The 12,566-nt window shown below is 66.0% G+C and carries 11 protein-coding genes; 10 read left to right on the forward strand and 1 reads right to left on the reverse strand.

Annotation, left to right across the window (positions count from 1 at the left end):
• Window positions 1-27: 27 nt before the first annotated feature.
• Complete coding sequence (locus tag K8M09_RS09825; protein WP_160784553.1) at window positions 28-1,161, reverse strand: mannitol dehydrogenase family protein; 1,134 nt, start codon at window positions 1,159-1,161, stop codon at window positions 28-30.
• 182 nt (window positions 1,162-1,343) lie between these two features.
• Between K8M09_RS09825 and K8M09_RS09830 the strand changes: the two genes are divergently transcribed.
• The 10 genes from K8M09_RS09830 (at window position 1,344) to K8M09_RS09875 (ending at window position 12,563) form a co-directional block, all read left to right on the forward strand.
• Complete coding sequence (locus K8M09_RS09830) at window positions 1,344-2,600, forward strand: flavin-containing monooxygenase (protein WP_160784554.1); 1,257 nt, start codon at window positions 1,344-1,346, stop codon at window positions 2,598-2,600.
• A 156-nt stretch (window positions 2,601-2,756) separates the two neighbouring features.
• Window positions 2,757-3,716 carry a LysR family transcriptional regulator gene (locus tag K8M09_RS09835; RefSeq protein WP_160784555.1) on the forward strand — a complete coding sequence of 320 codons (960 nt, stop codon included), beginning with the start codon at window positions 2,757-2,759 and terminating at the stop codon, window positions 3,714-3,716.
• Complete coding sequence (locus K8M09_RS09840) at window positions 3,713-5,194, forward strand: aldehyde dehydrogenase (RefSeq protein WP_160784556.1); 1,482 nt, start codon at window positions 3,713-3,715, stop codon at window positions 5,192-5,194. Before K8M09_RS09835 ends, K8M09_RS09840 begins: the two co-directional genes overlap by 4 nt.
• Window positions 5,195-5,455: 261 nt before the next feature.
• Window positions 5,456-7,537, forward strand: a complete 2,082-nt coding sequence (locus K8M09_RS09845) for an oxidoreductase (protein ID WP_160784557.1) — start codon at window positions 5,456-5,458, stop codon at window positions 7,535-7,537.
• Between the two features lie 10 nt (window positions 7,538-7,547).
• On the forward strand, window positions 7,548-8,621 hold the full coding sequence (locus K8M09_RS09850; RefSeq protein ID WP_160784558.1) for an ABC transporter ATP-binding protein: 1,074 nt from the start codon (window positions 7,548-7,550) through the stop codon (window positions 8,619-8,621).
• The gene (locus K8M09_RS09855; RefSeq protein ID WP_160784559.1) at window positions 8,618-9,547 is read left to right on the forward strand and encodes an ABC transporter permease; all 930 of its coding nucleotides are present in this window, start codon (window positions 8,618-8,620) and stop codon (window positions 9,545-9,547) included. Before K8M09_RS09850 ends, K8M09_RS09855 begins: the two co-directional genes overlap by 4 nt.
• Window positions 9,544-10,353, forward strand: coding sequence for an ABC transporter permease (locus K8M09_RS09860; RefSeq protein WP_160784560.1), 810 nt, complete (start codon window positions 9,544-9,546; stop codon window positions 10,351-10,353). The genes K8M09_RS09855 and K8M09_RS09860 overlap by 4 nt, the downstream gene beginning before the upstream one ends.
• Window positions 10,354-10,376: 23 nt before the next feature.
• Complete coding sequence (locus K8M09_RS09865; protein WP_160784561.1) at window positions 10,377-11,393, forward strand: extracellular solute-binding protein; 1,017 nt, start codon at window positions 10,377-10,379, stop codon at window positions 11,391-11,393.
• A gap of 58 nt (window positions 11,394-11,451) precedes the next feature.
• Complete coding sequence (locus K8M09_RS09870; protein ID WP_050743390.1) at window positions 11,452-11,874, forward strand: RidA family protein; 423 nt, start codon at window positions 11,452-11,454, stop codon at window positions 11,872-11,874.
• A gap of 11 nt (window positions 11,875-11,885) precedes the next feature.
• On the forward strand, window positions 11,886-12,563 hold the full coding sequence (locus tag K8M09_RS09875) for a DUF1028 domain-containing protein (RefSeq protein WP_160784562.1): 678 nt from the start codon (window positions 11,886-11,888) through the stop codon (window positions 12,561-12,563).
• Window positions 12,564-12,566 lie beyond the last annotated feature (3 nt).

Here is a 12,566-nt window from a genome sequence, read left to right on the forward strand (position 1 = left end):
ATTGTGCGTCCTTATCGCCGTCATCGCCTATGTCTGCCTCTGGGCGGCATGGACCTGGTATTGATCGTCCATGCCGGCAATCGCCGCCAGACGGGGCTGCGGCCGCCCGTATCCCGCATGGCGCGCAAGATCGAGGAACGCGCCGACGCGGCGCTCGACCTTCTGCGCATGGTTCTGCGCGATATCCGCCAGCCGATGGTCGAGGCAGGGATTGGCGAAGCGTTCGAGAGTGACGGCAAGATAGTCTTCCGCCGCCTCGCCCTGCCCGAGATGCGCGAAGACCGGCAGAACCTCGTCCCGGTAGAGCGCCGCCAGTTCCTCCATGACATCGGCCCGCGCGATGAAATCGCGCACGACCGGATCGCCCGCGCCGCCCTGTCGCCGCCAGAGATCGACAAGAACCGTGTGGCCGAGATTGAGGATATGCAGCTTCAGCCGCTCGATCACCTTCAGGTCGTCGACCATGAGGATCGCCGGATGGGCGCAGGGCGCGACGACGCCCGGCCCCTTCTCGATGGCCCAGAGCGCGTAAGGCTCCGCGACGGCGCCGGCCGGCTCTATCGGCTCCGAGACGATGCGGTCGACGAGGCTGCTCGCCCATATCACCCGGTCCCCGATATAGGAGACCAGCGCGCCATCCGCGTCGTGGCGCCGCGCGATGGCGAGGACCGCGTCCTTCAGCACCGCGCCATTGTCGGCCACCAGCTCCATCGGCATGACGACGATCGGGGCCGCGCCCGCCACGAACCGGGCAGCCAGCAGATGGTATAGCTTGGCGGGAAAGCTCATCGCCGGGAGATAGGCGCTCTCGCCATCCTCCGGCCGGCTCTGGAAGCCGGCGTCGCCCGTATTGGAAAGGACGAATTCGGCCTCCTCGACGAAGACGCGCACCACCTCCGGCCAGTCGGCGGAAGCGGAAAAGCAGCGCCGCACGGAGGTGACCGTCCGTATCTCATCGACCACACGGCCATCCTGAAGACCGCGGATGCGGACGGGATAGCCTTCCGGCGCGGCCAGCGCGGCAAGCCGCCGGCTGCGGCCGGCATCGCCCGAGGTCTGCACCACGGTGATCGCGCGCGCCGGCGCGCCCTCGGACAGGAACAGGTCGGCATGGGCCTGCAGGAACCGGCTGGTTCCGAACTGGATGACGGTGGTCTTCATCGCCGCGTCTTGCTCCCTGATGCGCGCTTCCTTCCTGTTTCACACCATCGCCGGCCGACCGCAAGCTTAGCGGCCGCCTAATCAACGCTGAATCAAACGCTCATGTCGGCCCTTTCCCGCTTCCACTACACATCGGGAAAGGCGGCCGCAGGGCCGGCGCTCCGGGAAGGGAAGGAAGCGGCATGGCAGTTGAAAAAGTGGACACGCTCGTCATCGGCGCCGGTCAGGCGGGTGTTGCGATGAGCGAGCATCTCGGCAGGCGTGGCATTCCCCATCTCGTGCTCGAAAAGGCCCGCATCGCCGAAAGCTGGCGCACGGCCCGCTGGGACAGCCTCGTCGCCAACGGCCCCGCCTGGCACGACCGCTTCCCCGGCCTCACCTTCGCCGGCCTCGAGGACGAGGCCTTCGCGCCCAAGGAACAGGTGGCCGACTACTTCGTGACCTATGCCGAGAAGATCAAGGCCCCGATCCGCTGTGGTGTCGAGGTGCGGTCCGTGCGCAAGGAGGGCGACACCTTCCGCGTCGAGACCTCCGACGGCGTGATCGAGGCGAAGAACGTCGTCTCCGCCACCGGAGCGTTCCAGCGGCCCGTCATGCCGGCCCTCGTGCCGGAACAGAAGGGGCTGACGCAGATCCATTCCAACACCTATCGCAATCCCGGCCAGTTGCCCGAGGGCGCGGTTCTGGTGATCGGCGCAGGTTCGTCCGGCACGCAGATCGCCGACGAACTGCTGCGCGCCGGCCGCAGCGTCTACCTTTCCATCGGCCCGCACGACCGGCCGCCGCGCCGCTATCGCGGCAAGGATTTCTGCTGGTGGCTCGGCGTGCTCGGCATATGGGACCTCAAGGTGCCGGCCCCGAACACCGAGCATGTCACCATCGCCGTCAGCGGCGCCTATGGCGGCAACACCGTGGACTTCCGCCGCCTCGGCAATCGCGGCATGACGCTGCTCGGTCGGGCCGAGGCCTGCAAGGACGGCGTGCTGCATGTCGCGCCCGACCTCGTGGAGAACATCGCCCGGGGCGACGCCAACCACCTTTCCCTGCTCGACCGCGCCGACGCCTATGCGGCGGAACACGGCCTCGACCTGCCGGAAGACCCGGAGGCGCGCCGCAAGGAACCGGACCCGGCCTGCGTGACCGACCCGATCCTGACGCTGAACCTCAAGGAAGCCGGCATCACCTCGATCATCTGGGCGACGGGCTATGCGGTCGATTACGGCTGGCTGAAGGCCGACACGCTCGACGAAAAGGGCCGCCCGGTCCACGAGCGCGGCGTCTCCAAAGTGCCCGGCCTCTTCTTCGTCGGCCTGCCGTGGCTGTCGCGCCGCGCCTCCTCCTTCATCTGGGGCTGCTGGCACGATGCGGATTATCTGGCCGGCTACATCGCCGAACACCGTGGCGGACAGGATGCCGGCATCGCCGCCGCGGCCTCCTGAAAACCCGGCGCCGGCCGCCCGCAAGGAGGAAGCGAGCATGCCATGAACCGACACCCGGCCCCCGAGAAAGCCCCCGTCGTCCACAGCCCTGCGGAACGCGCTCTTTCCGAGCGTGCAAATCTGTTCCTTAATTGGCGTTTCAACGGGGGAACAGACATGGCCTTGCGCTTCACGCTCCGGCAACTGGAATATCTTGTCGCTGTCGGGGAATTCGGCTCCGTCACGGAGGCGGCCGAACGGGTGAACGTCTCGGCCCCCTCCGTCTCGGCGGCGATCTCGCAGCTCGAGAAGGAATTCGGCATCAACCTCTTCGTGCGCCGCCACGCGCATGGCCTGTCGCTGACGCAGGCCGGCCACAGCTTCGTCGCGCAGGCGCGGCAGATCCTCTCGGAAGCCGCAAGACTCAACGCCCTTTCCAACGAGCTGACCGGCCAGGTGCGCGGGCCGCTGCATGTCGCCTGCCTCGTCACCTTCGCGCAGGCCGTCATCCCCTCCCTGCGCCGCGCCTTCTCCGATACCTATCCCGAGGTCGATTTCTTTCAGTACGAGCGCGACCAGGCGCGTATCCTCGAAGGCCTGCGCATGGCGCGCTTCGACATCGCGCTCAGCTACGATCTCGACATCCCCGCCGACATGGCCTTCCACGAACTGGCCGTGCTGCCGCCCTATGCGGTGCTGCACGAGGAGCATCCGCTGGCGAACCGCCGCGAGGTGACGGTGGAAGACCTTGCGCCGCACCCGATGATCCTGCTCGACCTGCCGCATTCCTCGGCCTATTTCCTCTCGCTCTTCCGCGACGCGGGCCTGACGCCGCATATCGCCGAGCGCACGCGGGACATGTCGGTGATGCGCGCCATGGTGGCCAACCGCTTCGGCTATTCCATCGCCAATATCCGCCCGGTCTCCACCTATGCACCAGATGGCAGCCGCCTCACCTTCGTGCCGCTCACCGGGAACCTGCGCCCCATGCGCATGGGCATCCTCTCGATGGCCGGCTCCACGCCGGCGCTCACCGTCCGGCGCTTCATCGATTTCTGCGGCGAGACGATCCGCGGCATGGGCATGGACCTGCCGGTTTCCGCCGACGACCCTCAGCAAGAGAAAGGCAGTTCATGACGACGACCATCGACTGGCGCGCCCGCGCCGCGAGCCTGAAATTCCGCAACGGCCTCTATATCGACGGCGGCTTCCGCGATGCGGCGAAGGGCGGCCGGTTCGAGACCGTGAACCCGGCCAACGCGCAGGTGCTGACGGCCGTCGCCCGCGGCACCGCCGAGGATATCGACGCCGCCGTCGCCTCCGCTCGCCGCGCCTTCGAGGATGGCCGCTGGTCCGGCAAGTCGCCGGCCGAGCGCAAGGCGGTGCTCTTGCGCCTCGCCGCCCTCATCCGCGAGAACGTGCCGGAACTCGCTTTGCTCGATACGCTCGACATGGGCAAACCGATCAGCGACAGCTCCACCATCGACGCGCCCGGCTCCGCCCATTTCTTCGAATGGCATGCCGAGGCCATCGACAAGCTCTATGACGAGATCGCCCCCACCGGGCGCGGCGACCTCGCCATGATCCGCCGCGTGCCGCTCGGCGTCATCGGCGCCGTCGTGCCGTGGAACTTCCCGCTCGACATGGCGACGTGGAAGCTCGCGCCGGCGCTCGCCACCGGCAATTCCGTCGTGCTCAAGCCGGCCGAGCAATCGCCGCTCTCCGCCCTCATGCTGGCCGAACTTGCCTCCGAGGCGGGCCTGCCGGATGGCGTGCTCAACGTCGTGCCCGGCTTCGGCGAGGATGCCGGCCGCGCGCTCGGCCTCCACCCGGATGTCGACGCCCTCGTCTTCACCGGCTCCACCAAGGTCGGCAAGCTCTTCATGACCTATGCGGGCGAGAGCAACATGAAGCAAGTCTGGCTGGAGACGGGCGGCAAGTCGCCGAACCTTATCTTCGCCGATGCGGACCTCGACAAGGCGGCCGAAATGGCGGCCTTCGGCATCCTGTTCAATTCCGGCGAGGTCTGCTCGGCCAATTCCCGCCTGCTGGTGCATCGCTCCGTGCAGGAGGAGTTTACGCAGAAGCTGATCGCCGCGACCGCTGCATGGCCGCTCGGCGACCCGCTCGACACCGCCACCCGCATGGGGCCGCTGGTGGAAAAGAGCCATGCCGACCGCGTCGCCTCCTATATCGACATCGGCCGCAAGGAAGCCCGCCTTGCCCACGGTGGCACGCGCGAGACGCGCGACGGCTCGGACTGCTACATCCAGCCGACCATCTTCAACGAGGTCGCGCCGGACGCCCGCATTGCGCGGGAGGAAATCTTCGGCCCCGTGCTCGCCATCACGCCCTTCGACAGCGACGAGGAAGCGCTTCGCATCGCCAATGACAGCGAATACGGCCTCGCCGCCTCCGTCTGGACGAAGGACCTGTCGCGCGCGCTCTCGGTCTCCGACCGACTGAACGCCGGCACCGTCTCCGTCAACACGGTCGACGCGCTCTCGGCCATGACGCCCTTCGGCGGGGTCAAGCAATCCGGCTTCGGCCGCGATCTCTCCATCCACAGCTTCGACAAGTATTGCTCCCTCAAGACCGTGTGGGTGAAATACTAGGCCCGCCCATCCGGTCCGGGTTGCGCGCCGGTCCCCTTTTTGCGGTTGTTTCCGCAGAGGGGATCGGCGCAAAAGTCTTCATAATTGACTGAAATCAAAAGATATTTTCCAAGCCCCTGAAGAACCTGACAGGGATAGGGGAAGCGTCGCGGCCACGCGAAGGGTCTCGATTAGCCTGAACCTAATCCATGCTTCCGGAACGCATCATTTACCGAAAGCCCTTCGCCCAATCCAATAGCCTCACAAACCCCGAGGATTGCCATGCGCGACGCCAAATACGATATCCTGTTCGAACCCCTCGCGATCGGCCCGCACGTCGCAAAGAACCGGCTCTATCAGGTGCCGCATTGCAACGGCGGCGGCTATCGTGACCCCTCCGCGGCCGCGGCCATGCGCGGCATCAAGTCGGAAGGCGGCTGGGGCGTCATCTTCACCGAACAGACCGAGATGCACCACACCTCGGAAATCACACCCTTCATCGAATTGCGTCTCTGGGAGGACAAGGACATTCCCGGCCTTCGCCGCATGTCCGACGCGATGAAGGTGCATGGCGCGCTCGCCGGCATCCAGCTTGCCTATTCCGGCATCAACGGCCCGAACTTCTACACCAAGGAAGTGCCGCTCGCCCCCTCCGCCCTGCCGATCCGCACCTTCACCAACGATCCGGTGCAGGCCCGCGCACTCGACCTCACGGATATCAGGAATCTCCGCCGCTGGTTCGTCAACGCAGCCAAGCGCTCCAAGATGGCCGGCTTCGACCTGATCTGTCTTTACGGCGCGCACGGCTTCGGCATCTTCCAGCACTTCCTGTCGCGCGCCACCAACCAGCGCACGGACGAATATGGCGGGAGCCTGGAAAACCGCTCGCGCTTCGCCCGCGAGGTCGTCGCCGATATCCGCGACGCCGTCGGCGATACGACCGCGATCACCATGCGCGTCAGCCTTGACGAGACCATCGGCGAACTCGGCTTCTCCAATGCCGAGGTGCGCGAATTCGTCGAGATGAATGCCGACCTGCCCGACCTTTGGGACCTCGCGCACGGCGCATGGGAAGACTGTTCCGGCCCCTCGCGCTTCAAGGAGGAAGGCGCGCAGGAGCTACTGGTCCGGGGTATTCGCGAACTCTCCTCCAGACCCGTCGTCGGCGTCGGCCGCTTCACCTCGCCGGACGTGATGGCGCGCATGATCCGCCAGGGCGTGCTTGATTTCATCGGCTGCGCCCGCCCCTCCATCGCCGATCCCTTCCTGCCGAAAAAGATCGAGGAAGGCCGCATCGAGGACATCCGCGAATGCATCGGCTGCAACATGTGCATCACCGGCGACATGACCATGTCGATCAGCCGCTGCACGCAGAACCCGACCTTCATGGAGGAATGGCGCAAGGGCTGGCACCCCGAGCGCATGAACGAGAAGGGCGAGAGCCAGACGGTGCTCGTCGTCGGCGCAGGTCCCGCCGGGCTTGAGGCCACCCGCGCCCTCTCGCTGCGCGGCTATGACGTGACGCTGGCCGAGGCGACCACGGCGCTCGGCGGCCGTGTCGCCCGCGAGCGGCTGCTGCCCGGCCTTTCCGCCTGGGGCCGCGTCGTCGATTACCGCCAGTACCAGATTTCCCAGCGCACCAATGTCGAGACCTATTTCGACAGCCGCCTGACGGCCGAGGACGTGCTGGGCTTCGGCTTCGAGCATGTCGCCATCGCCACCGGCTCGCACTGGCGGCGCGACGGCGTCGCCCGTCAGCATGTCATGCCCATGCCGGTCGACCCCGCCATGACCGTCTGGACGCCCGACGACGTGATGGCGAAGGTCCATCCCGAAAACCTCGCCGGCAAGACCGTGGTGGTCTATGACGACGACCACTATTACATGGGTGGCGTGATGGCCGAGGTGATGGCCAAGGCTGGCGCCAACGTCATCCTCGTCACGCCCTCGGCCTATGTCTCGGACTGGACGCGCAACACGCTGGAACAGGGCGCGATCCATGTGCGCCTCGACGATCTCGGCGTCGACATCCGCCTCAACCGCGGCGTCACCGCCATCCGCGCCGGCGAGGTCGAGACCAATTGCACCTATACCGGCCGCAAGACGGCCATCGGCTGCGACGCGGTCGTGATGGTCGCCTCGCGCCTTGCGGAAGATGCGCTCTACAACGCGCTTCTCGCCCGGCAGGCCGACTGGGCCGATGCCGGCATCAAGACGGTCAAGATCATCGGCGACGCCAGCGCCCCGGCCCCCATCGCCTGGGCGACCTATGCCGGCCATCGCTATGCGCGGGAACTGGACACGCCCGACATCGGCGACGCCCTGCCCTTCCGCCGCGAAGTCACCCAGCTCGAACCGGCGTGAGGAACGACGCATGACTGAGCCCAAGGCCATCGAAGTGAAGTCGGTCTCCAAAAACTTCGGGGCCTATCAGGCGCTGAAATCGGTCAGCTTCGACATCGGCAGCAACGAGTTCTTCACGATGCTCGGCCCGTCGGGCTGCGGCAAGACCACGCTCTTGCGCATGCTCGCCGGCTTCGAAAGCCCGGACGCCGGCTCGATCCTGCTCAACGGCAAGGAAGTCGTCTCCATCCCGCCGCACAAGCGGCGGGTCAACACCGTCTTCCAGAGCTACGCCCTCTTCCCGCACATGACGCTGGAACAGAACGTCGCCTACGGCCTCGAAAACCTCGGCTGGGAACAGGCGCGCATCAGAACCCGCGTCGGCGAGATGCTGGAGCGCGTGCATATGGGACCGATGGCGAAGCGCAAGCCCGCCCAGCTTTCCGGCGGCCAGCGCCAGCGCATCGCGCTTGCCCGGGCGCTCGCGCCCGAGCCGGAGGTGCTGCTGCTCGACGAGCCGCTTTCCGCCCTCGACCTGAAGCTCCGGCAGGCGATGCGCGACGAGCTGCGCACGCTCCAGCGCGACACCGGCATCACCTTCGTCTTCGTCACGCACGATCAGGAAGAAGCGCTCGACATGTCCGATCGTATCGCCGTGCTCGGCGGCGGCGAGGTGCAGCAGATCGGCACCCCGGCGGAAATCTACGAGGAGCCGGTGAACCGCTTCGTCGCCGATTTCGTCGGCGAGACGAATTTCCTCGACGTGGAAGTACTGGAAACCACCGGCAGCGAGGCGACCATCCGCACCCCCTTCGGCCTTTCCATCACCGTACCGGCAACCGGCCCGACCGCCAAAGGCCGCGCCACGCTCTCCGTGCGCCCGGAAAAGATCAATCTCGGCAATCAGGCGCAGGGCATCACCTTCGAGGGCCGCATCACCAACAAGAACTATATGGGCGGCTACACCCACTACACGCTCGACGTCGCGGGCACGGAACTGCGCGCCTCGCGCCGCAATGCATCCCGCGAGGGCGACACGATCCCGCTCGGCGCAACGGTTCCCGTCGGCTTCATCGCAGCCTCCGCGCGGGTGCTGGCGGCATGACGGACAGCGCCCTCCATATCCCCGCCGAGACGGTGCGCGCGCCCCGCGCCCGCTTCTGGCACGATCTTTCCTTCTGGGGCCTGCTGCCGGCGCGGCTGCTGATGAGCTTCGCGCTGATCCTGCCGATCTTCATCATCGCCGCCGTCTCCGTGGCGACACGCGGCGCCTATGGCGGCTTCACCTGGGATTTCAACCTCGCCGGCTACAGCCAGATCCTCTTCAACGAGGGCTGGACCGGGGAACTCGAATTCACCCCGCAATATCTCCTCATCATCGGCCGCACCTTCCTGCTTGCCGGTGCGACCACGCTGATCTGCCTCCTCTTCGCCGTGCCGGTCGCCTATTTCATCTCGCGCCAGCCGCCGGGCCGCAAGGCGGCACTGGTCTATCTCGTGACGCTGCCCTTCTGGGTCTCGATGATCCTGCGCGTCTATGCCTGGATGATCATTCTCGGAAAGGACGGTACGCTGCCGAAACTGCTGGAAACGCTCGGCTTTCCCGCCGGCATGAGCTTCATGTTCAACGACGGGGCGACGCTGACGGCCATGGTCTATACCGCCATGCCGCTGATGGTGCTGCCGGTCTTCGCCTCCATCGAGAAGCTGGACGGCACGCTGATCGAAGCCTCGCACGACCTTTACGGCGACCGCTGGGTGACGCTGCGCCGGGTGATCCTGCCGCTGACGGCGCCGGGTCTTACGGCGGGCGCCATCCTCGTCTTCGTCCCCTCGCTCGGCGCGGTGCTGGAGCCGGCCCTGATGGGCGGCGGCAAGCAGATGATGATGGGTTCGCTCATCCAGCTCCAGTTCGGCGGCGGCCGCAACTGGCCCTTCGGCGCGGCCATCGCCATGACGCTGATGGCCCTTGTCATGCTCTTCCTGATCTTCACGGCGCTGCGCGCCGCCCGCCGGGAGGCGACGCCATGAGCATCCGCCACGACGTCAAGCGCTATCCGGGCCTTGCCCCCCTCACCGTCTTCTTCTTCCTCTATCTCTATGCACCGCTCGCGGTCATCGTCGTCTATTCCTTCAACGCCAATCGCGTGGCCGGCGTCTGGACGGGCTTTTCGCTGAAATGGTACGGCTCGGCGCTCAACAACGCCGCGCTGATGAACGCGCTGGAGACCTCTTTGACGGTCGCGGCCGTCGCTACAATCGTCTCCACCCTCGTCGCGCTTTCCGCCGCGCTCGCCATCATTCGCGGCAAGAACCTGCGCTTCCGCAAGCTCTCCGAGACGATCGTCAACCTGCCGCTGCTGCTGCCGGAAATCGTGCTGGCCGTCGCGACGCTTCTTCTCTTCTCGCTGCTCGATATCCAGAACGGCATGCTGCGGCTGATCATCGCCCATTCGGCCTTCTGCACGCCTTTCGCCTTCCTGCCGATCCGCGCCCGCCTGCAGGGCATGTCGCTGGACTTCGAGGAGGCGAGCGCCGACCTTTACGCCGACCGCTGGACGACCTTCCGCCGTGTGACGCTGCCGCTCATCTTCCCCGGCGTCTTTTCCGGCGCGATGCTGGCCTTCCTCATCTCGATGGACGACTTCATCACCTCGAACCTGCTTTCGACCGGCGGCTCGACGACGCTGCCCGTTTACATCTTCTCGCTGATCCGCGCCGGCACCTCGCCGGAACTGAACGCCATCGCGACGCTGCTGATCCTCGCCTCACTCGTCCTTGCCACCGTCGCGCTTCTGGTTTCCGCGCGCGGCGCCCGCGAAAATGCCGAACCATAAATAATCAAAGAGAGGAACATAAAATGAAGAAATATCTTGCCGCCACCGCCCTCGCCCTCTGCTTCGCCACGAGCGCGCAGGCCGCCGGTGAACTCAACATCTACGCCTGGGCCGAATCCATCTCGCCCGACCTCATCGCGAAATTCTCCAAGGAGAACGACGTGAAGGTGAATGTCGACAGCTTCACCTCCAACGAGGACCTTTTGACCAAGCTGCAGGCCGGCTCCTCCGGCTACGACATCGCAACCCCCTCGCAGCACTTCCTGCGCGTAATGATCGACCAGGGCATCATCGAGAATTTCGGGGCCAACAAGCTCAAGGCCTATGAGAACATCGAGGAGAAATGGCGTAACCAATGGTGGGACGAAAAGCAGGAATACTCCATTCCGCTCGCCTATGGCACCGCCGGCTTCGTGGTGAACACGGACCAGTACAAGGGCCCGACCGACAGCTTCAAATACTTCTTCGAGCCGGCCGAAGAGCTGAAGGGCAAGATCGCCCTCCTCTCCTATCCCGACGAGGTGATCGGCGCGGCCCAGCTCTATCTCGGCGTGCCCTTCTGCTCGGAAGACCAGGCGGAGATGAAGAAGGTGCTGGACCTGCTCATGGCGCAGAAGCCGTTCGTCGCCGTCTATTCCTCCGACAATATCGCAAGCCGCCTCGCCTCCGGCGAGGTCTCGGTGCATTTCTGGTGGGATGGCGACTCGCTGCGCGCCCGCAAGGCCGGCTCGCCGGTCAAGCTCGCCATGACCAAGGAAGGCCTCGTCGGCTGGATGGACAGCTATGTCATCCCGAAGGGTGCGCCGAACCAGGATAACGCGGTGAAGTTCATCGAGTTCATGTCGACGCAGGAGAACGCCACGGAGCAGATGAATTTCTACTCCCATTCCTCGCCGATGAAGGTCATCCAGGAAAAGGTCGTCAACACGCGCGAAACGGCGCCGGAACTCTATCCGGACGTGCCGATCACCTTCTCGCGCACCTGCTCGGCCGCCGCACAGGATTTGGTGACCCGCGTCTGGACCCAGCTTCTCCAGTAATTTCGCCTTCGCGCCGCGGGCGACCGCGGCGCTTTCCCATACCCTCAAGGAGACATCCATGCCCGTGCACACCCGCATCCGCCCCTTCAACACGAAGGAAACCTATCCCGAGCAAAAGCTGAACAACGATCTCTGCCAGGCCGTGGTGGCGCGCGGGGCGACGGTGTTCGTGCGCGGGCAGATCGCGCAGGACCTCGACACGCGCGAGAGCCTGCATATCGGCGATGCCGGCGCACAGGCCCGCAAGGCGATGGAGAACATCAAGATGCTGCTGGAAGAGGCCGGCTCCGACCTCAGCCATATCTGCCGCGTCGTCGTCTATCTCATCGATATCCGCTATCGCGAGGCGGTCTATACCGAGATGGGCAAGTATCTGCAGGGCGTCTTCCCGGTCTCGACCGGCCTCGTCGTCTCCGCCCTCGCCCGGCCGGAATGGCTGGTCGAGATCGAGGCGACCGCCGTCATTCCCGACGAAGCCTGAAGGAGGCCGGCATGACCTTTTCCGTCTCCGGCCGCTGCCCCGACACCGGCATGTTCGGCGTCGCCGTCTCCTCCTCCTCGCCGAGCGTTGCGGCGCGCTGCGCCCATGTCCGCGCCGGCGTCGGCGCGGTCTCGACGCAGAACGTCACCGATCCCCGCCTCGGCCCGAAGGGGCTGGACCTGATGGCCGCCGGCCTTTCGGCGGAAGCGGCGCTGGAACGGCTCATCACTGAAGCCCCGCATATCGAATACCGCCAGCTCGCCCTCGTCGATGCCGAAGGCCGCACCGCAAGTTATTCGGGCGCAAAGACCCTCGGCACCCATGCGACGGCGCGCGGCAACAATGTCGTCGCCGCCGGCAACATGCTGACGAGCACCGCAATCCCGCAGAAGATGGTGGAGGCCTTCGAGGCCGCCGCCGGACAGCATCTCGGCGACCGCCTGATCGCCGCCATGCGCGCGGCGCTTGCGGCAGGCGGCGAGGAAGGGCCGGTCCATTCCATGGGCCTCGTCATGGTCGACAAGGTTTCCTGGAACGTCGCGGACCTGCGCGTCGACTGGACCGACGGCGACCCGGTCGAGGAATGCGCCGCCCTGTGGGAGCGCTGGCGCGGCGAGATGGACGCCTATGTCACCCGCGCGCTCAATCCCTCGGGCGCGCCGAGCTACGGCGTGCCGGGCGACCTCTGATCC

The organism is Shinella zoogloeoides (genome assembly GCF_020883495.1).
In the GTDB taxonomy this organism is placed as follows: Bacteria; Pseudomonadota; Alphaproteobacteria; order Rhizobiales; family Rhizobiaceae; genus Shinella; species Shinella zoogloeoides.